This is a genomic window from Cronobacter sp. HA18003, from assembly GCF_011605905.1.
Taxonomy (GTDB): Bacteria; Pseudomonadota; Gammaproteobacteria; order Enterobacterales; family Enterobacteriaceae; genus Cronobacter; species Cronobacter sakazakii.
Genome location: NZ_JAANQO010000023.1, coordinates 219,172 through 239,691, shown reverse-complemented (window position 1 = coordinate 239,691; position 20,520 = coordinate 219,172). Strand labels below are relative to the sequence as shown.

At 57.2% G+C, this 20,520-nt stretch carries 17 protein-coding genes and 1 pseudogene; 10 read left to right on the top strand and 8 right to left on the bottom strand.

Features of this window, described 5'->3' with window-relative positions:
* Positions 1-35 precede the first annotated feature (35 nt).
* Positions 36-1,265 (top strand): alpha/beta hydrolase, encoded by a 1,230-nt coding sequence (locus tag G6041_RS15110; protein WP_012125825.1) that lies wholly within the window; start codon positions 36-38, stop codon positions 1,263-1,265.
* Here G6041_RS15110 and G6041_RS15105 read toward each other — a convergent pair.
* The 5 genes from G6041_RS15105 to ettA form a co-directional block, all read right to left on the bottom strand.
* A complete protein-coding gene (locus G6041_RS15105) occupies positions 1,260-2,456 on the bottom strand; it encodes a capsule biosynthesis protein (RefSeq protein ID WP_041460615.1) in 1,197 nt (398 codons plus the stop codon). The genes G6041_RS15110 and G6041_RS15105 overlap by 6 nt on opposite strands.
* A 5-nt stretch (positions 2,457-2,461) precedes the next feature.
* Positions 2,462-4,498 (bottom strand): capsular polysaccharide biosynthesis protein, encoded by a 2,037-nt coding sequence (locus G6041_RS15100; protein ID WP_012125823.1) that lies wholly within the window; start codon positions 4,496-4,498, stop codon positions 2,462-2,464.
* Positions 4,499-4,502: 4 nt separating this feature from the next.
* Positions 4,503-6,167 carry a polysaccharide biosynthesis/export family protein gene (locus G6041_RS15095; RefSeq protein ID WP_012125822.1) on the bottom strand — a complete coding sequence of 555 codons (1,665 nt, stop codon included), beginning with the start codon at positions 6,165-6,167 and terminating at the stop codon, positions 4,503-4,505.
* 28 nt (positions 6,168-6,195) lie between these two features.
* Positions 6,196-7,344: a hypothetical protein gene (locus G6041_RS15090; RefSeq protein WP_007847075.1), complete on the bottom strand. Its 1,149-nt coding sequence runs from the start codon at positions 7,342-7,344 to the stop codon at positions 6,196-6,198.
* A 491-nt stretch (positions 7,345-7,835) separates the two neighbouring features.
* The gene (gene ettA, locus G6041_RS15085; RefSeq protein ID WP_004386289.1) at positions 7,836-9,503 is read right to left on the bottom strand and encodes an energy-dependent translational throttle protein EttA; all 1,668 of its coding nucleotides are present in this window, start codon (positions 9,501-9,503) and stop codon (positions 7,836-7,838) included.
* A 234-nt stretch (positions 9,504-9,737) separates the two neighbouring features.
* Here ettA and sltY point away from each other — a divergent pair, with 234 nt between their 5' ends.
* Both sltY and trpR read left to right on the top strand, forming a co-directional pair.
* The gene (sltY, locus tag G6041_RS15080) at positions 9,738-11,672 is read left to right on the top strand and encodes a murein transglycosylase (protein WP_012125819.1); all 1,935 of its coding nucleotides are present in this window, start codon (positions 9,738-9,740) and stop codon (positions 11,670-11,672) included.
* Between the two features lie 54 nt (positions 11,673-11,726).
* Positions 11,727-12,056, top strand: a complete 330-nt coding sequence (trpR, locus tag G6041_RS15075; RefSeq protein ID WP_007767317.1) for a trp operon repressor — start codon at positions 11,727-11,729, stop codon at positions 12,054-12,056.
* On the opposite strand, the gene yjjX is transcribed toward trpR, so the two are convergent.
* On the bottom strand, positions 12,047-12,562 hold the full coding sequence (yjjX, locus tag G6041_RS15070; RefSeq protein WP_004386286.1) for an inosine/xanthosine triphosphatase: 516 nt from the start codon (positions 12,560-12,562) through the stop codon (positions 12,047-12,049). The two genes, trpR and yjjX, sit on opposite strands and share 10 nt — an antisense overlap.
* 56 nt (positions 12,563-12,618) lie before the next feature.
* Between yjjX and gpmB the strand changes: the two genes are divergently transcribed.
* The gene (gene gpmB, locus G6041_RS15065) at positions 12,619-13,266 is read left to right on the top strand and encodes a 2,3-diphosphoglycerate-dependent phosphoglycerate mutase GpmB (protein WP_004386285.1); all 648 of its coding nucleotides are present in this window, start codon (positions 12,619-12,621) and stop codon (positions 13,264-13,266) included.
* On the opposite strand, the gene robA is transcribed toward gpmB, so the two are convergent.
* Entirely contained in the window at positions 13,263-14,132 is an 870-nt protein-coding gene (gene robA / locus G6041_RS15060) for an MDR efflux pump AcrAB transcriptional activator RobA (protein ID WP_004386284.1), read from the bottom strand. The two genes, gpmB and robA, sit on opposite strands and share 4 nt — an antisense overlap.
* Positions 14,133-14,342: 210 nt before the next feature.
* On the opposite strand from robA, the gene creA reads away from it, so the two are divergent.
* The 4 genes from creA (at position 14,343) to creD (ending at position 18,395) form a co-directional block, all read left to right on the top strand.
* Positions 14,343-14,822: a protein CreA gene (creA, locus tag G6041_RS15055; protein ID WP_004386283.1), complete on the top strand. Its 480-nt coding sequence runs from the start codon at positions 14,343-14,345 to the stop codon at positions 14,820-14,822.
* An 18-nt stretch (positions 14,823-14,840) separates the two neighbouring features.
* Positions 14,841-15,533: a two-component system response regulator CreB gene (gene creB / locus G6041_RS15050; protein WP_012125818.1), complete on the top strand. Its 693-nt coding sequence runs from the start codon at positions 14,841-14,843 to the stop codon at positions 15,531-15,533.
* On the top strand, positions 15,533-16,957 hold the full coding sequence (gene creC / locus G6041_RS15045; RefSeq protein WP_054628574.1) for a two-component system sensor histidine kinase CreC: 1,425 nt from the start codon (positions 15,533-15,535) through the stop codon (positions 16,955-16,957). The genes creB and creC overlap by 1 nt, the downstream gene beginning before the upstream one ends.
* A gap of 79 nt (positions 16,958-17,036) precedes the next feature.
* Complete coding sequence (creD, locus tag G6041_RS15040) at positions 17,037-18,395, top strand: cell envelope integrity protein CreD (protein ID WP_012125816.1); 1,359 nt, start codon at positions 17,037-17,039, stop codon at positions 18,393-18,395.
* Between the two features lie 58 nt (positions 18,396-18,453).
* On the opposite strand, the gene arcA is transcribed toward creD, so the two are convergent.
* Positions 18,454-19,170, bottom strand: coding sequence for a two-component system response regulator ArcA (gene arcA / locus G6041_RS15035; RefSeq protein WP_007675752.1), 717 nt, complete (start codon positions 19,168-19,170; stop codon positions 18,454-18,456).
* A gap of 97 nt (positions 19,171-19,267) precedes the next feature.
* Here arcA and yjjY point away from each other — a divergent pair.
* Together yjjY and G6041_RS15025 are read left to right on the top strand one after the other, a co-directional pair.
* Positions 19,268-19,409 (top strand): annotated as a pseudogene (yjjY, locus tag G6041_RS15030) (protein YjjY).
* Between the two features lie 394 nt (positions 19,410-19,803).
* Positions 19,804-20,490 (top strand): tRNA/rRNA methyltransferase, encoded by a 687-nt coding sequence (locus G6041_RS15025; RefSeq protein WP_084999294.1) that lies wholly within the window; start codon positions 19,804-19,806, stop codon positions 20,488-20,490.
* Positions 20,491-20,520: the final 30 nt, after the last annotated feature.

Genomic DNA, 20,520 nt, shown 5'->3' with positions numbered 1-20,520 from the left:
CGACCATCACTCGCGCCTGTTTTTATGGAGTAAATATGTCAGAGCAAATAGAAATAATTAATGGCGTGCAGATAAAGTATCGCTATAAAAAAAGAAAGTATGACACTCAGCATATGGTTTTCATTTTTAGCGGGTTTGGCGGTGCCGGGATGTTCACATGGGATTTTGCCAACGCCCTCCAGGATTGCCCTGCGCATGTGGTGTGGATAAAAGATGATTTTCATAATGCCTGTACGTATTACCTCTGCCATAACAACGATTTCTGTGTTGAACAGGCCGTAATTACTTTTATTGAAACCATGCTCGCTCGCTATGGGCTTGAAAAGACGCAATGTACGCTGGCCGGATTTTCTAAAGGCGGCAGCGCCGCGCTGTGGTATGGACTTAAATATCAGTTTAAAAATATTATTTCGACGGTGCCGCAGTTCCATATTGGCAGTTACGCCAGAAAAAACTGGCCTGGCGTATTTAGTCATATGTCGGGTGACGACAGCGAGGCTTTCGCACTAAAACTTGATGCTTTGTTGCCTCAGTTATTATCCCGCGACACTGCACTGGATAAAAATATCTATCTGTTAACTTCTGAGGCTGATATACAGTACGAAAGTGAAGTAAAGCCCTATATTTCTGAATTCAGGAAATACCAAAATTTTAATCTTTTTATGGCGCAATCTATGCTCATCAGAGAGCATAATCAGGTTACTTCTTACCATGTGCCACTTTTGCTTGGGATTTTTTATTCGCTTTCACAGGGTGCGGTTCCACGCTATGGCGAATGTGAGCTCAGCGCGGATAACAGCCTTTTGCCGCGTCCGGTCAAGCCACAGCCATTTGCAGTATTGAAGAAAATCGCTGTCAAAGGATCGGTATTCTTCCCGGAAGGCATAGCGGTATTAAAAGGCGTGAGCTGCGCTGAGTATCAGGATATTCAGGTTGATATGGTTTTCAAAACCGATGGTTTTGAAGACGTCTTTCGTATTGCGAAGGCGCATCGTTCGATTCTGAGCCGTCAGCTTTATGAAGACGGTTTTGTGAATTATGACAAAGGGTGGTTCTGCACATTGCGCTATGAAGGGCTCTCGCTTGAGACGTTACCCATAGGCACTTATCAGATCTTTCTGGATATAACGTGCCAGCAAAGCTGGGCGCGTAAAGCGCTCGAAACTGAGCCCTCGCAAGCAAACACCGTGCTCGCCGTCAGTGAAGCGCTGGAAGTATTTAGTCATGAAGGAAATGTTTATGTCACCCGCAAAGCAGGTCTATAACCCGGAGAACGGGTTTTCACGGCTGTAAAAAACGGTATTAAGCTGGGTTTTTTGCATCAGATAATAGCGAAAGGTTGAAAACAGGGTGTGGTCGGGGCGAAAGGACGCTTGCCAGAAGTCGTCAAGACGCCCCTGGAACGTTAACCCTTCGATATCATAGAGCGCTCTTCCCATTACTTTCAGCGGTTTGTTATGAATCAGCGCTGAAATTCCCGCTGTACTGTTAATCGTCACGACGCCCGCTGCATTGCTCAGTAGCTCTGGTAGCGGCAAGTCATGGACATAAACAATGCGCCCACTGACGCCATAGCGTTTGCTGAGGGTTTTAATCAGTGAACGATACTGCCGGTGCCCTCTGTCCATCGGATGGTGTTTGATGACCAACATGCGTGAGGGCGGCGCACCACGCGCGAATGAGCTGACCGTCTCCTTAATGAAATCCCGCATATCGCCATAATCGCTGTGGTGCTGAAGCTGGCTGTCGTTAAACACCTGAAGCACCGCAAGAAAATAGTGTCCGTGATAGTCTGTAGACAGCGAACGTCGAATGCCCCGCTCTGTATTGCGATACCAGATTTTGCGTATCGCGGCGCGTACCCAGCAGCCGCCTTCATACCAGGGCGAAAAACTTTTGTGGTGCTGGTAGCGTGGAAATGCGCGCTGATAGTAGCAGCCCATCAGATAATACCAGGCGGCATGAGCGATACGCCGCAGTAGCGAGGGTGTGATACGCCGCACTTCCGGAACCGGCAGAAAAGGCAGGGCACGATAAAACCCAGCCTCCCGCGGCAGGCTGGAAAACCCGTTCACGCCATTCTCTTCAAGCGTGATAAAACACGGGCGCAAATAACCCTCTTCAAAGACCAGAAAACGTATCCCCTGCGCTTGCGCCCAGCGGCGCGCGGCCTGATGCAGAGGCCGACAGTCGCCAAAGCATACCAGCGTATCAAACGGCCATGCGCTTCGCGTTGCCGCTAACCACGCGCCAAACCCCTCCGGCGTGCCCTGATAAGACAGGCTTTTCCCTTTGCGGCGGTAAAACCAGTCGCCTCCGTTAAACACCACCTGTTTCGCCTCGCGCCCTTTGGTCTCCAGCCAGTTCCCCAGGTCTCGAAAAAACGGCCCCATCGGCCCTTGCAGCAGCAAATATTTCTGGCCGGAAAGGAGGGTATCAAGCGCGCTGTGGTTCATCTGGGTCACCGGGAATAAAAAAGCGCGTGAAAGAGATTGCGGGCTTTATTGGCGAGCCGGGTGAGTGTTTTACGGCGGCGGTGTTGCGTGACGTTGCGTCGGGGCGACGCGCTGAGCAGGGCAACCGCTTCCTCCGCAGCGATCGGCGTTTTGCGCGTTGGGTGGAGGTAGAAGGGGTAATCGATAAGCGTGGTGTGGATAAGCGCGTTAAGCGTGAGCCGCCGGGTGCGGCGCGGGCAAGGATATTCGTCGTGTGTCAGGCCCCAGCCGGCGTAAAACGGCATACCGTAGCAGAAGACCGTCTTGCCACGCAGCAGCGCCTCAAAACCGGCAAGCGACGTCAGCGTATGCACTTCGTCTACCTGATCGAGCACATCGACGATATCCGCCTGCGTGGCGAGACAATCCGCCCAGCGCAGCGCGTCTCGCGTGCTGGGTTCGCCCTGGCGGTTGCCGCAGGCCACGTCCGGGTGCGGCTTGAAGACGATATACGCCTGGGGATTTCTGGCGCGCACCATGCGCAGGAGCGCGGCAATCGTGCGGATGCCTTGCGTGCCACCGACAAGCGAGGCATCGTCGCTGACCTGCCCCGGCACCAGCAGAATACGCCGTCCCCATGCCGATGCAGGCAGCCGCCACGCGCCGCCCGCGTTGTATTTACTGACCCGGCTTTCGATAATCTGTCGACGCAGTGCTGCGGCGCGCGCTTCTTCGGCTGGCGTCAGATGCACCCGGTTCAGGGCTATTTCCAGATCACTTGCGCGCGTGGCGTCGTAATAGAGACCGCGTTTATCGAGCACCAGCGAGAGCGGGGCGAACAGATCGGAGCCGAGCCCCACCGAGCGCAAAAACGCATCTTCCATTCGCCACACGGGCATGCCACGCGCCTGTGCCGTTGATTGCCAGCGCGCTTCACCCGCGGTTCCCCACACCACGCAGGCATCAGCCTGCGGCGCGCGGCGCGTAAAGCGCAGCTGGTTACGGGGTGTTGAAAGAAAAGGTTTTACGACGCTGCGCTTCCAGAGTGTCAGCCCTGGTACCCATAACGTGCCGCGCAGCGCCAGATGATGACGCCGCTGCAGCGCCAGCCACGTCAGCACATCAAACAGCGTGCCGGGCTGATTGGTTTGCGGGTTGAGGTAGCGGGCGTAACGCAAATAGGCGGCGCTGAAAAGCGTGAGCAGCGAGGCGTCGCCGCGGCGTGCGGCAAGCGTGGCCGCCGCCGGGTGCCTGTCGTCCGTCAGCCCCCATCCGGCATACCACGGCTGCCCGAAGCAGACCACCGGCTTGCCCGCCATCAGCGCTTCAAAACCGAAGTGAGACGTCACGGTATAAACCCGAGATACGCACCGCAGCAGCGACTGCGGGCTGGCGTCTTCGGTTATCAGTCGCAGGCGCGTATTCGCGCGGATATCGCGCAAATAGCCACGCTTGCCGCCGTGCACAACATCAGGATGCGTTTTTACCCAGATTTCGGCATCCGGGTTTTCAGCAAGGGCGCTCTCCAGCATCAGCCGAAACGATGCCGCGCTGGCATTGCCGAAGGTGACAGACATATCGCCTGCCGTCTGATCCACCACCAGCACCGCGCGGGCATCGGGCGAGCCGTCAAACGGCGGCGCGTGGTTATACTTCGCCAGATCGCCTTCCACGATAAGGCGCATCGCCTCCTGCGCCGCTTCGCGCAGCGCCGCGTTGCCCGCAGTGTCCTGAATCAGGTTCTCCAGCGTGCTCGGCTGGCTGGCGTCGTAGTAAATGCCGTCGTAATCGATAACCAGCGAGAGCGGCGGATAGCCGTGCGCCGCCGGGCCGCAAGAGCGGATAAACCCGTCTTCAAGGCGAATCACCGCAAGCCCGGCTTTGCTGGCGCGGGCAACAGCTGCCGCCGCGCTGGGACGACGCCCCCAGACGGCGATAGCGGTAACATCGTCCGGGATAGCCCGACGCGGCGCGAGTTTTCGACAAGGCATCGGCAGCAGGTGATGTAAGCCCGCAATACGCCAGATGCCTTTCGAGAAAATGCCGGTGACGCTATTTTTCATGGGATTACAGCGTCAGGATGACTTTCGCTGCGACAGCCAGCTGGTACATGATGGTTGAAATGCCGCGCGTCACTTCGATATTCTTCGACTCATACTTCGGCAGCACCATCAGTTCATCGCCCGGCTGCATGTCATCGACATCTTCGGCATTGAGCGCCTCGCCGTTCTGGCGAATCACGATGACTTTAGCGCCGCTGGCTTTTTGCGTCATGCCGCCGCATTTGGCGATGTAATCCTCAGGCTCCAGCCCTTTCTCCCAGGTGACGGCGTTGGGGAACAGCACCTCGCCATGCACCATGACGAGCGACGTTTTCTCCGGGATGGTGATAACGTCGCCATCTTCCAGCAGCACGGAATCAAGGTTGTTCTCATTCAGTACCACTTCGCCCTGCGGCACCACAGTGCGGGCTTTCGCCACGAAACGGCTGACCAGTTGCGCCTCCTGCATACGCAGGCGCGATTCCTCCTGTGTGGAGGATTGCGCTGAGAGCGAAGCCTGCTCCAGCTTTTGCAGCGACAGATCCAGCATCTCTTTCTGACGCAGCGCGACCGAGCGGCGATAGAGTTTGATGGCGTTTAACTGCGACATCGTGTTCGGGCGCAGTTTCGCCATCACCTGGCGCAGCGTGGCACCGTAAGGCAATACCATCGCATGTTCGCCGGAGTGTGCGCCTTCCACGCGTACCTGGATGGTGCCGGTATAGCGATCGGAGCTGACCACCATGCGATCGCCATCCTGCAACATGCGGCCTGCGGTTTCGCTAATCGGGAAATATTCGCTCTGCTTCATCGCGCCTTGCTGGCGCATCAACGTCACATGCGTGGCCCCCGGTTTAGGCCGCGCCCAGCGCAGCGCTTCGGAAACCGGAATACGCTCATCGGTAAATTCAAAGTCGTAGCTGTTAAAGACATCGCCTTCGACGCCAAAGGTGTGCTGGCGCGGACCGACAATAATGGTGTCGCCGTCGGCGAACTGCGACAGACTGAGGCTGCCGTTGAGCAGAAAATCATACAGGTTCACATGCGAGCGCGTTTTCTGGCCGCGTTTGACGGTGATATCGACATAACTGCCGCGTTCGCTGTCCACGCCGCCCGCTTTGCTGAGATACGAGAGCAGTGAGTCGGACGCCACGCCGCCATATAACCCCGGCGTGCGGACATAGCCCGTGACAAACACTTTGACCGGCTGCGCCTGAACCAGCGAGGCGTAGACATTCACATTCGCCTGGTATACCTCTTTCACTCGCGAGATAACCAGTGCGTTGAGCTGGCTATTCGTCACACCTGCAACTTTAAGCGGGCCGACGTTAGGCAGAAAGATGTTGCCTTTCGGGTCGACAGTTAATGTGCCGTCATACGTGAAAGCGCCCCACAGACGCACCTGAATGGTGTCGCCAAGGCCAATCACATAATTGGGATTGAAGGCGATGCCAGCCCCGCCTTCCGCGTTTTGGACGGTAAAAAGCTGTGCGCCGAACATGCGGCTCATGACCGTGGCGGGCGCGGGCGGCGGCGTGTTATCAAAGCCATCTGCGCTGACCGGAGTCGATGACGACGATGACAGAATGGGCGCCGCGCCGGTCAGCGCCGGGTCGGCGGTGAGATCAAGCGCGCTGGCGCAGGCCGATAAACAGAAAAAGATCAGTGAGGCGGATGAAACGTTTTTCATAACTCTCTCGGGTGTGAAAGCGGCAAGGTTAAGCACGGTGATCGTCAATAATGGCCAGCAGCAGTCTGAGCGTGCCGAACAGCAGGCAGCAGATCAGCAGGCAACTGGCTAACAGGTAGAGCGTCTCGGGGTAGCGGGCTTCCTCGGCAAGCTGGGGAGAGCTGATCACCGCCAGGCTTTTCAGCTTGCGGGCCGATTCCACGCGCGTTTTTTCAATGGCCGTGAGCGCGAGCTGGTACAGGTCTGTATCGAACGTCACGCGCGATTTCAGCTCTTCGAAATCCGCCGCCACACGGTTGAGGCGGTCGCCTTCCGGTGCGGTAATGTTGTTTTTCTCTTTCTCAATTTGCGCGTTAATGGAGGCCAGCGTGTTTTTCGTCGTGATGACCTGCGGCGCATCTTCACGCAGATATGTCAGCAGAGTACGCAGCTCTGTTTCGAGGCGAATCTTTTGCTCGGTCAGGTTGTTGACCGCTGAGCTCGCCGCCACGGCGGAAGCTTGTGGATCGAGCATCTGGTTGCGGTTTTGAAAGGCGAGCAGCGCGCTTTTGCTGGCATCGAGGCGCTTGCGCGCTTTGTCGAGCTCGCTTTCGGCGAAGGATTGCTGGTCGCGCGCAATATGATGCGAAAGCTCGTTGATAAACCGCTCAGACTCTTTGAGCACCGCCTGGTTGAAACGCAGGGCGAATTCGGGCGTGAAGCCCTGAGTCTGGATGGTCAGCAGGCCGTTTTTGTTGTCGTAATTGATGGTGATGCGGTGACGGTAGTAATCCAGAAATTCTTCGGCGCTCGCGCTGGCATAAAGGTGATAGAAGAGATCCAGTCCGCTGTCGCCAAAGGCCTGTTTGAAATTGAGCTGTTTATCGAGTACGGCTAAGAGATCCGGCGAGTGCAGATACTCTTTCAGGTACAGCGCATCTTCGGCAGAAGTAGGGTTAGAGGCACCCATCAGCAGGCCAATATTCAGGCTGCCGTTTTCGATATCACTGGCGCGTTTGATGGCGACCTGTGATTCGCTCACATAACGCGGCTGGCTGAAAATAAGCAGATAAATCACCAGCAACAGAAATGGCGCGCCAATGACGATTTTCGCGCTGTGGCGCTGAAACAAAATAAGCAGGCGGGAAAAATCCTGACGCCGCATCCATGCTGAAAAACGTTTTATTTTCGTGAGCACTGTGTGATGACCATTAATATAATGAATAAATGACGGATATATATTTATATAAAAAATGTTTTAACGGCTGCCTGCGCGTTTAATAACGTCAATATGCCCGAGCTATCGTTGCCGGTATAAAGAAAGCAATCAAGCATAGCGAGAGGCTACGGCGCGTGCCGGTAGTAAATCTACAAACTGTCTGTTGTTTTTATGTATTGACGCTGAAAATGATGAAAAGCGAGGAGAGATGACGTTAACGACGTGCAGGCGGCGGCCCGCTTACCCTGACAACGATTCCGTGACATTTCCATTCCATGAAAATCATAGCGCTAATAATAAAAAACCCTCGTTCATGAAAGATCATATGAAAATGGAGGGATATGATTTATTAATTACCATAACAAGGGTGAATGGACAATTGGTCAGGAATAAATCGGAGTAGAGGGCAGGTATTTATCTGAGGGGAATCACTAATAAAACGGCCTTCATTAAGAAGGCCGTTGCGGGAATTACTTGGCGATACGTTTGTATTTGATACGCTTCGGCTCCAGCGCTTCGGCGCCCAGCGTGCGTTTCTTATACTCTTCGTACTCGGTGAAGTTACCTTCGAAGAATTCCACTTTGCCTTCATCCTGATAATCCAGAATGTGTGTGGCGATACGGTCCAGGAACCAGCGGTCGTGCGAGATAACCATCGCGCAGCCCGGGAACTCCAGCAGGGCGTTTTCCAGCGCGCGCAGGGTTTCGATATCCAGGTCGTTGGTCGGTTCATCGAGCAGCAGCATGTTGCCGCCCACCTGCAACAGTTTCGCCAGATGCAGACGACCACGCTCACCACCGGACAGCTCGCCCACGCGTTTGCCCTGGTCCACGCCTTTAAAGTTAAAGCGGCCAACGTACGCGCGGCTCGGCATTTCGGTGTTGCCGATCTTCATGATATCCAGCCCGCCGGAGACTTCTTCCCAGACGGTTTTGCTGTTGTCCATGGCGTCACGGAACTGGTCAACAGACGCGAGTTTCACGGTTTCACCGAGCGTAATGGTACCGCTGTCCGGCTGTTCCTGGCCAGACATCATACGGAACAGCGTCGATTTACCCGCGCCGTTCGGACCAATGATGCCGACAATCGCGCCTTTCGGCACGGAGAAGCTCAGATCGTCAATCAGCACGCGGTCGCCGTAGGATTTACGCAGGTGGCTGACTTCCACCACTTTATCGCCCAGACGCGGTCCCGGCGGAATAAAGAGTTCGTTGGTTTCGTTACGCTTCTGGTATTCGGTGTTGTTAAGCTCTTCAAAGCGCGCCAGACGGGCTTTGCCCTTGGACTGACGGCCTTTCGCGCCCTGACGCACCCACTCCAGCTCTTTCTCGATAGATTTACGACGCGCCGCTTCCTGAGAGGCTTCCTGCGCCAGACGCTGATCTTTCTGCTCAAGCCAGGAAGAGTAGTTGCCTTCCCACGGAATACCTTCGCCGCGGTCCAGTTCGAGGATCCAGCCTGCCACATTATCGAGGAAGTAACGGTCGTGAGTAATCGCTACAACGGTGCCTTCGAAGTCGTGCAGGAAGCGCTCCAGCCAGGCGACGGATTCGGCGTCCAGGTGGTTGGTCGGTTCGTCGAGCAGCAGCATGTCCGGTTTTTCGAGCAGCAGGCGGCAGAGCGCCACGCGGCGGCGTTCACCACCGGAGAGATTCGCGACTTTCGCATCCCAGTCCGGCAGACGCAGGGCGTCGGCCGCGCGTTCCAGCTGCACGTTCAGGTTGTGGCCGTCATGAGCCTGGATAATCTCTTCCAGTTTGCCCTGCTCGGCGGCGAGCTTATCGAAATCGGCATCCGGATCGGCGTACAGCGCGTACACTTCATCCAGGCGCTTGAGCGCGTTAACGACTTCCGCAACCGCTTCTTCGATCGATTCGCGCACGGTATGTTCAGGGTTGAGCTGCGGCTCCTGCGGCAGGTAGCCGATTTTGATGCCAGGCTGCGGACGGGCTTCACCTTCGATATCTTTATCGATGCCCGCCATGATGCGCAGCAGGGTGGATTTACCGGCGCCGTTCAGGCCCAGCACACCGATTTTGGCGCCAGGGAAAAAGCTCAGAGAGATATTCTTCAGAATGTGTCGCTTCGGCGGAACGACTTTGCCGACGCGATGCATGGTGTATACGAATTGAGCCACGTTGGACTTCGCCTCTTATCATGATTAAGGGTTTCTCAGCTGCGGAGTTTAGCTGTTTTCAACGCTTAATCCCAGCCAGCAACGCCGTGAATGCGGCGTAAGAGGCATTAATGCGCGAATGGTAAAAAAATGTTCGCGACATGGCGCAACGGCCTTCGCCTGGTTAGCATGAAGTATCTGAGAATTTCAGGCGGCATGAGGCTGCCGGTCAGTCAATTAACATGAGGAAGGATTGTGGGAACATCCAGACAGGTCGTCTGGCGGTGGCTGGCGGCGGGCGTCTGCCTGCTGACGCTCGGCCAGGCCGCACGCGCCGATTCGCTCGACGAGCAGCGCAGCCGCTATGCGCAGATCAAACAAGCGTGGGATAACCGGCAGATGGACGTGGTGGAGCAGATGATGCCCACCCTGCAAACCTATCCGCTCTATCCCTATTTGCAGTATCGCCAGCTCACTGACGATCTCATGAACGAGCCGACTATCGCGGTGCAGCAGTTTATCCAGGCAAACCCGACGCTGCCGCCGGCGCGCACGCTGACGTCCCGGTTTGTCAACGAACTGGCGCGCCGCGAAGACTGGCGCGGCCTGCTGGCGTTCAGCCCGCAACCGCCTGGCAGCACCGAGGCGCAGTGCAACTACTATTACGCGAAGTGGAACACCGGTGACGCGCAGGGCGCCTGGCAGGGCGCGAAAGATCTCTGGCAGACCGGCAAAAACCTGCCTGCGGCGTGCGAGCGCCTCTTCCAGGCGTGGCGCACGTCCGGCGCGCAGGATCCGCTGGCTTACCTTGAGCGCATTCGCCTTGCGATGAAAGAGGGCAACACGTCGCTTGTCAGCTCGCTCGCAAGCCAGCTGCCGCCGGATTATCAGACCATCAGCAGCGCGCTGGTGAGCCTGGCAAACGATCCCAACAGCGTGATGACTTTTGTGCGCAGCGTCGGCGCGACCGATTTCACGCGCCAGATGGCCGCGGTGGCGTTTGCAAGCGTCGCCCGTCAGGATGTGGAAAACGCGCGGCTGATGATCCCCTCGCTCATCCAGGCGCAGCAACTGAACGACGCCCAGGCGCAGGAGCTGCGCGATATCGTGGCGTGGCGTCTCATGGGCAGCGATGTCACCGAAGAGCAGGCCCGCTGGCGCGACGACGCGATCATGCGTTCAGAATCCACATCGCTCATTGAGCGTCGGGTGCGTATGGCGCTTGGCACCGGCGATCGCAGCGGGCTGAACACCTGGCTTGCGCGCCTGCCGATGGAGGCGAAAGAAAAAGACGAATGGCGCTACTGGCAGGCCGATCTCCTGATGGAGCGCGGGCGCGACGACGAGGCCAAAACCATTCTGCATTCGCTGATGCAGCAGCGCGGTTTCTACCCGATGGCAGCGGCCCAGCGGCTTGGCGAAGATTACCCGCTGCGTGTCGATAAAGCGCCAGCGGTAAACGCCACGCTGTTTGAAGGCCCGGAGATGGCGCGCGTGCGCGAGCTGATGTACTGGGGGCTTGATAACACCGCGCGCAGCGAATGGGCGAATCTCGTCACCAGTCGCAGCAAGCAGGAACAGGCGGCGCTGGCGCGTTACGCGTTTGACCGCAACTGGTGGGATCTGAGCGTGCAGGCGACGATCGCCGGTAAGCTCTGGGATCAGCTCGAAGAGCGTTTCCCGCTGGCTTATAAAGACCTCTTTGCCCGCTACGTGAGCGACAAAGCCGTTCCGCAGAGTTACGCGATGGCGATCGCCCGTCAGGAGAGCGCCTGGAACCCGAAAGTGCGCTCGCCGGTAGGCGCGGCTGGCCTGATGCAATTAATGCCGGGCACCGCCACCCACACGGTGAAGATGTTTAATCTGCCAGGCTACAGCAATAGCGCGCAGCTGCTCGACCCGGAAACCAACATCCAGATAGGCACCAGCTATTTGCAGTACGTCTATGGCATGTTCGACAACAACCGTATTTTCGCCTCCGCCGCCTATAACGCCGGGCCGGGGCGCGTGCGCACCTGGCTTGGCAACAGCGCCGGGCGTATCGATGCGGTCGCGTTTGTTGAAAGTATTCCGTTCTCCGAAACGCGCGGTTATGTGAAAAACGTGCTGGCTTATGATGCCTATTACCGTTACTTCATGGGCGGTAAGCCGGTGTTGATGAGCGATGCGGAGTGGAGCCGCCGTTACTGATTCGGCGGCGTTGTGCTATTCTGTCGTACTAGTGAACGAGTATGGCGGCATCTGATGACTCAACATTCAACCTATTCCGCGGCCCAGGCCGAACAGAGTAATCAGGAGTGGCTGCGCTTTGTGGCGCTCCTGAAACAATCTTTCGACAACGACCTGCATCTTCCGCTGCTGACGCTGCTGCTGACGCCGGACGAACGCGCCGCGCTCGGCACGCGTGTGCGGATCATTGAAGAGCTGCTGCGCGGCGAGATGAGCCAGCGCGAGCTGAAAAGCGAACTGGGCGCGGGGATCGCGACGATCACCCGCGGCTCTAACAGCCTGAAAGCGGCGCCGCCGGAGCTGCGCCAGTGGCTTGAGCAGGAGCTGTTACAGGCTCAGCGGTAAATCGCGTTATGAAAGGGGCTTAAGGCCAGGATCACCGCCTGATGGTAGACGCTGCTGCGCGTCAGCTTACCGGCGGTGAAAATGCCGATAGCCCCTTCTTTACGCCCGATTTCATCAATGCCTGTCCAGGCCGACATCACCGGCCCAAGCGCTTTTCCGGCGCGCACTTCATTAAGGATCGCCGCAGGCAGCGGCAGCGTCGCCGAGCGCGCTTCGCCACGCTGGTCTGCGCTTTCAATCACTACCCAGCTAAACGTGCTGTCGTCATCAATACCGGCTTCAATCGCCACCCAGTAATCGGCTTGCGGGCGCAGCGCGCGGGCATTAATGACGCGCTGGCGTGCGCCGGTGCGCGTTTCTTCACTGCCGAGCGGCTGTTCCGGCACGCCGCTATCGACGGAGACGGCGTCAATATGGCAGGATGCTTCGCCGAAAATCTCGCTAAATGCACGCAGAATCGCCTGAATTTTGGCTGGATTCGTCGTGGCGCAGACAACATGGTACATAATTCAATTCACACTCACAGACGTTTAAAGTCGCAGCAGTATAACGGATAAAAAGCATGTTACAGGTATATCTGGTTCGCCACGGTGAAACGCAGTGGAACGCCGAGCGACGCATCCAGGGGCAATCGGACAGCCCATTGACGGAAAAAGGGGAACGCCAGGCCATGCAGGTGGCGCAGCGCGCTAAAGCGCTTGGCATCACGCACATTATCACAAGCGATCTGGGACGCACGCAGCGCACCGCTGAGATTATCGCGCAGGGCTGCGGCTGCGACGTGATACTCGATCCGCGCCTGCGCGAGCTGGATATGGGCATCCTTGAGCGCCGTCATCTCGACACCCTCAGCGAAGAAGAAGAAGGCTGGCGTCGCCAGCTGGTGAACGGCACGCCGGATGGTCGTATTCCGCAAGGGGAATCGATGCAGGAAGTGAGCGAGCGTATGCACGGCGCGCTGAACGCCTGCCTCGATCTGCCGCCGGGAAGCCGCCCGTTACTGGTGAGCCACGGTATGGCGCTTGGCTGCCTCGTCAGCACCATTCTCGGTCTGCCCGCGTATGCGGAGCGCCGACTGCGCCTGCGCAACTGCTCAATCTCTCGTGTCGATTATCAGCAGAGCCCGTGGCTGGCGTCCGGCTGGGTGGTGGAAACCGCAGGCGATGTGTCGCATCTCGATGCGCCTGCGCTGGATGAGCTACAGCGTTAACGGCGGATGGGGATCAGGTACTCGCAGCGCAGGTTGATGTCGCCCTCCTGGGCACCGGACGCCTCCGTAAGCAAATAGCGCTCGATATCCTGACCACGGCGGCGCGTCAGCCCCAGTGCGGGCATACAGGTGCCGTAGACGGTCAGGATAAACTCCTGAACGCCGGTGCCTGGTCCTTCATAGGTAAACTGCACATAATCGCCGCCCTCCAGCGTCACCGGATGGGCGTGCTCCACGCAGCCTTCCGCCAGCGGCTCCGGCAGCGCGGTGGTGTAAAAGACTTCCTGCTCGTCATCTTTTTCGACGCTCGGGCGTGATTCATTCAGGCCGTAAAAGACCGGTGGAATGGTCGGACAGTTCGCGAGAAATTCGCGCCAGAACTGGACACGCATCTGCTGGCGGAACACCGAGATTTGCTCAAGCGAGCAGGTATAGCTCTGGGTGAGGCCGGTGAGGTGCATCGGCGCGAGCGTGACAAACTGATGCGGCGGTGGCGTGAACGGCTCAAGGCGCAGCGGCGGGCGCATACCCTGCGCGCTCCAGTCCGCCGAGCGGCGATAGAGCGCAGGCGTCAGCGAGAACTGCTTTTTAAACGCGCGAGTAAACGTCTGTTGCGAATCGAAACGGTATTGCAGCGCGATGTCGAGAATCGGGCGCGCAGTGAGACGCAGCGCAACGGCGGATTTGGACAAGCGGCGCGCGCGAATATAAGCCCCGATGGCATGGCCCGTCACCTCTTTGAACATCCGTTGCAAATGCCACTTGGAATACCCGGCTTTAGCCGCCACATTGTCCAGAGACAAGGGGTGATCAAGATGGCTTTCCAGCCAGGCGAGCAGATCCCGAATGATCCCAGACTGATCCATATTTAATCCTCATCCTTAAACGCAGTGCCTGAAAAAGTGGGTAGCGAATAGTAGCATTTTTTGTTCTTCTGGCATTCAGTGTTTTCTTTTGCGGTTAAAGCGGAGCGGACTGCTGCAAAACAGGATTTTTGAGTAACAATGTGATCTGTAAGGTTTTTTGTTTTAACGGTGAATAATCACTAAACGTAACCTTTAATGAATGGTAACAATATGAAATACAAGCTGTTATTAATTCCGGCATTGTTTATGGCTTTAACTGGCGGTTTACGTGCGGAAGAAATTGGATCGGTTGATACCGTGTTTAAATGGCTGGGGCCGGATCACAAAATTGTGGTGGAAGCGTTTGACGATCCGGATGTCAAAAATGTGACCTGCTACCTGAGCCGCGCCAAAACCGGCGGTATCAAGGGCGGGCTGGGGCTTGCGGAAGACACGTCCGATGCGGCGATTTCCTGCCAGCAGGTCGGGCCCATTGAACTGAGCGATAAAATCAAAGCCGGGAAAGCGCAGGGCGATGTGGTGTTCCAGAAGCGCACATCGCTGGTCTTTAAAAAACTGCAGGTGGTGCGTTTTTACGACGCGAAACGCAACACGCTCGCCTATCTGACCTATTCCGATAAAGTTGTCGAAGGCTCGCCGAAAAACGCGCTGAGCGCCGTACCGATTATGCCGTGGGGTCAGGCCCGGTAATTCACAGGACTATTCAGGATGAATCAGACAACCGTCTGGCTGGTGGAGGATGAGACCAGCATCAGCGAAGCGCTGTCATATGTGATGCAGCTTGAAGGGTTTACGGTGCGGACGTTTGAGCGCGGGCTGCCCGCGCTGGATGCCGCGCGCCAGACGCTGCCCGATCTCGTTGTGCTGGATGTGGGCCTGCCGGATATCAGCGGCTTTGAGCTGTGTCGTCAGCTTCTGGCGGCGCATCCGGCGCTGCCGGTGCTGTTTCTGACCGCGCGCAGCGAAGAGGTCGATAAGCTTATTGGCCTGGAAATCGGCGCGGATGATTATGTCGCCAAGCCGTTTTCGCCTCGGGAAGTTTGCGCCCGTGTGCGTACCATCCTGCGGCGTCTGCAAAAGCAGCAGCGCGGCGCGCAGACCGTCGTGCGGGTGGGGCGTTTCGAGCTCAATGACGAGGCCGCGCACATCGCCTGGTGTGGTCAGCCGCTGTCGCTCACCCGCTATGAATACCTGCTGCTGAAAACGCTGCTGCTGGCGCCGGGGCGCGTCTATTCGCGCCAGCAACTGATGGATATCGTCTGGGGAGATGCGAACGACAGTTTCGATCGCACCGTCGATACCCATATTAAAACGCTGCGTGCCAAGCTGCGCGCGGTGAATCCTGACGTGTCGCCTGTCAATACGCATCGGGGGCTGGGTTACAGCCTGGCGGTAAACTGATGCGTATCGGCATGCGGCTGCTGCTGGGCTACTTTCTGATCGTCGCCGTGGCGGCCTGGTTTGTTCTCACGATTTTCGTGCAGGAGATCAAACCCGGCGTGCGGCGTGCGACAGAGGGCTCGCTTAATGACACCGCCACGCTGCTGGCGGAAATCGCCCGTGACGATCTGCTGGCGGGCCATCCGCGCGACGGGCAGCTGGCGCAGGCCTTTGAGCGGTTAAATCATTACCCGGTCAACGCCAACATCAGCGGCATTAAAAAAGAGCGCAATGAATACCGCGTGTACCTGACCGACGCGCAGGGGCGCGTGGTGTTTGACTCCAGCGGCGCGGCAGTCGGGCAGGACTATTCGCGCTGGAACGATGTCTGGCTGACGCTTCGCGGCAAGTATGGCGCGCGCAGTTCGCCGCTGCATCCGGACGACCCTGACAGCACAGTAATGTATGTCGCCGCGCCCGTGCGCGACGCCGGGCGCATCATCGGCGTGCTGAGCGTGGGCAAGCCGAATATCGCGCTTGCGCCGGTGATCAGGCGCAGCGAACACCGGATCATGATGGCGGGCGTGGCGCTGCTCGGTATCGCGCTGCTGACCGGCATCGTTATGGTGCTGTGGATTAACCGCTCCATCGGCACACTGGTGCGTTACGCCGATTCGGTCACCGAAGCCGCACCGCTGCCGCTGCCTGACCCCGGCAGCAGCGAGCTGCGACGTCTCGCCCAGGCGCTGGAAAATATGCGCGTACGGCTGGAGGGTAAAAACTATATCGAGCAGTACGTCCACGCGCTGACTCACGAGCTGAAAAGCCCGCTTGCAGGCATTCGCGGCGCGGCGGAGATCCTGCGTGAATCACCGCCGCCGGCGGTGGCACAGCGCTTTTGCGACAATATTCTTGAGCAAAACGCGCGTATGCAGGCGCTGGTTGAAAAACTGTTGCAGCAGGCGAAGCTGGAAAACCGGCTGGAGATCGTGCCTGAGCCGGTATTGTTGGCATCGCTTTTCGCCACGCTCGCGGAGCTGCATGCCTCGACGCTTTTGCAAAAATCGGTGCGGCTCACTATCGACCCCGCTCCCGGCAGCCTGCGCGTGGCGGGCGACGAGGCGCTGCTGCACCAGGCCATCGGCAATCTTCTTGTCAATGCGCTCGACTTCACCCCGCCTGGTGGTGAGATAACGCTTGGCGCGTGGCAGGAGGGCGAGCGCGTTATCGTGCGCGTAACGGATACCGGCAGCGGTATTCCGGATTACGCGCTGGCGCGTATCTTCGAGCGGTTCTATTCACTGCCGCGCGCGAGCGGGCAGAAGAGCAGCGGGCTCGGCCTTGCTTTTGTGCAGGAAGTGGCGCGGCTTCACCAGGGCGAGATAGCGCTAGTTAACCGCCCTGAAGGCGGCGTTGAGGCGCGGCTGACGTTACCGCTCGCCTGACTTCACCGACGCTTCACATAACTTCATTTCCACCCCACATAAGCTCTCTATCTTCGGCAGCATCGAAGAGGAGAGGCTTATGTTGAAATCACCACTGATGTTAAAAGGGCTGGCGCTGCTGGGCTGTATGGCGCTGCTGTTAATTCCACTGCGTATTCTGAGCGTGGTTATCGGCGAGCGTGCCGACTATCGCGACGATGTGTCCCGCTCGCTTGAGCAGAGCACCAGCGGGCCGCAAAAGCTGGTGGGGCCGCTTATCGCCATTCCGGTAACCGAAATCACCACCGTGACGGAAGGGGGCAAAGACGTCACCAAACAGCGCAGTTTTATTCGCTACTGGCTGCCGGAGTCGCTGGTGGTCACGGGAAAGCAGGTGGTTGAGCCGCGGCATATCGGCATTTACGAAGGGCAAGTCTGGCGCAGCGATATCGTGCTGGAAGCGCGCTTTACCTTGCCTGAACAGGGGCTCAACCCCGGCGCGCAGTATCAGCTGGGCGACCCGCGGCTGGTGATGGCGGTGGGCGATGCTCGCGGCATCGGTAACGTGGGCGCGCTGAAAATCAACGGGCAGGCGCTGGCGGTGGAGCCCGGTTCCGGTCTTGAAGAGGGCGGCCAGGGGTTGCATGCCATCGTACCTGCTGAGCTTTTGAACTCCCCGACGCTCGCAGTCAGTTTCTCACTGGAGCTGAACGGCACCGGCGCGTTTTCCGTCGTGCCGCTGGGCCGCAACAGCGAGCTGTCGCTTATCAGCAACTGGCCGCATCCGGGTTTTTATGGCAATTTCCTGCCAGCGACGCGGGAGATTTCCCCCAGCGGTTTTGCGGCGAAATGGCGCAGCAGCTGGTATGCCAACAATATCGACAGTGAATTTCATGACGCGCAGAGCGTGACGCTTCGCAACTTGCCCGCGTTTAGCGTGACGGTGGCAACGCCGGTGGATCAGTACCAGCTAACCGACCGGGCGGTGAAATACGCCGTGCTGCTGATAGCGCTCACCTATATGGCGTTTTTCGTCTGCGAAACGCTCAGCGGTATTACGATGCACCCGGTGCAGTATCTGCTGGTGGGGCTTTCACTGGTGATGTTTTATCTGCTGCTGCTGGCATTTTCAGAGCATATCGGCTTTAACCTGGCCTGGCTTACCGCAAGCCTTGCAGGAGCGGGGCTGAACGCGCTCTATCTTCAGGCGGTACTGAAAGGGTGGCGGCGCAGCCTGATGTTCGCCGGTGGTCTGCTGGCGCTCGACGGCGTGCTCTGGCAACTGCTGCGCTCGCAGGATTTCGCGCTGTTGCTCGGCAGCGGGTTGCTGTTCGTCGCGCTGACGGCGGTGATGCTGCTGACGCGCCATATCGACTGGTATGCGCTGACGCCCGCGAAACCACGCTATCAGCGCCTGACGCCTGCACCGCAGGAGGAGCGGTTCCGGCTCTGGAAGTAAAACGCGGGCAATAAAAAAGGGCGGAAATTCCGCCCTTTTTGCGTGGCGCCGAAACGCCTTATTCCTGCAGATCGCCGCAGAAACGGTAACCTTCGCCATGAATGGTGGCGATGATTTCCGGGGTGTCCGGCGTGGACTCGAAATGTTTACGAATGCGACGGATGGTCACATCAACGGTACGGTCATGCGGCTTGAGCTCGCGACCGGTCATTTTCTTCAGCAGTTCCGCACGGGTCTGGATCTTGCCCGGGTTTTCGCAGAAATGCAGCATCGCGCGGAATTCGCTGCGCGGCAGTTTGTACTGCTCACCGTTAGGGCTAATCAGCGAACGGCTGTTGATATCAAGCTCCCAGCCGTTGAACTTGTAGCTTTCCACGCTGCGGCGCTCTTCGCTCACCGTACCGAGATTCATGGTGCGGGAGAGCAGGTTGCGGGCGCGAATAGTCAGCTCGCGGGGGTTAAACGGCTTGGTGATATAATCGTCGGCACCAATTTCAAGGCCTAAGATTTTATCCACCTCGTTATCACGGCCGGTCAGGAACATCAGCGCGACGTTCGCCTGCTCGCGCAGTTCACGCGCCAGCAGCAGACCGTTTTTACCCGGCAGGTTGATATCCATGATAACCAGGTTGATATCATTATCAGACAGGATCTGATGCATCTCGGCGCCATCGGTGGCTTCAGAGACATCATAGCCTTCTGCTTCGAAAATACTTTTTAACGTGTTGCGTGTAACCAACTCGTCTTCAACGATAAGAATGTGCGGGGTCTGCATGTTTGCTACCTAAAAATTGCCAACTAAATCGAAACAGGAAGTACAAAAGTCCCTGACCTGCCTTCTGCATGCCATAAATTAACATGCCCGGCGTAACATGACTAAAGTACGTAATTGCGTTCTTGATGCACTTTCCATCAACGTCAACAACATCATTAGCTCGGTCGTGGGTACTTTTCCCTCTGGACCCGACGGTGTCAAAAACGGCAGTCATCCTAACCATTTTAACAGCAACATAACAGGATGATACGATACCAACACCCAATAAAACTACTCTTCGTTGACATATATCAAGTTCAATTGTAGCACGTTAACAGTTTGATGAGATCGTCGCAGCGAAGAACTAACTTTGGTTACATTTGAATAACAATACGGATAATTTCGTATCCTAATTAATAAACAAGGTGAATCCGATAAGCAAGCGGAATTTATATGGCTTTTTTTGATGCTAAACAGCCGCATAAGACAGCTTTTAAAGCATAATTAAGCCGCGCTTTTCTGAATTATTCATAACTATTATTTATCGTTTTTACTGTCACTTTCATGCTGTAATTGTATATAAAATGTAAATTCGCGACGCGTATTAATTAGCGCGCTGATATTTACCTCCACAACAGGATCATTAAAAGCCTTATGCGTTTGCCCATTATTCTTGTGTCTCCCGCCAGACCTGAAAACGTCGGTGCCGCCGCGCGCGCGATGAAAACCATGGGATTTACCGAACTGCGGATCGTCGCCAGTGAAGCTCATCTCGACCCGGCCGCACGGCGCGTTGCCCACGGCGCGGGCGATATTCTCGACAATACAAGGCATTACGACACGCTCGCCGCCGCGCTGGAAGAGGTGGATTTTACTGTCGCCACCACGGCGCGTAGCCGCGCCAAATTTCACTATTACGCGACGCCGCAACAGTTATTGCCGCTGCTTGAAGAGAAAGCGGCCTGGCTGCCGGTCACGGCGCTGGTGTTTGGCCGTGAGGATTCGGGGCTGACCAACGACGAGCTGGCGCTGGCCGATGTACTGACCGGCGTGCCGATGGTGGCGGACTATCCGTCGCTCAATCTGGGCCAGGCGGTGATGGTGTACTGCTATCAGTTAACCGCGCTGATGCAAAACGTGCCTGCTGTCGCACCCGCCGCCGATGAGCAACAGCTGAAAGCGTTACGTCTGCGCATTGATACGTTGCTGGCGACGCTCGGGGTGGCAGACGACCTCAAAATGGCCGACTGGTTACAGCAGCGTCTCGGGCTGCTTGAGCAGCGCGACACCGCAATGCTGCATCGTTTGCTGCACGATATCGATAAAAAAGTGGCGGGCTGAAATGCTGATATGTCTCCATTGGATAGCATT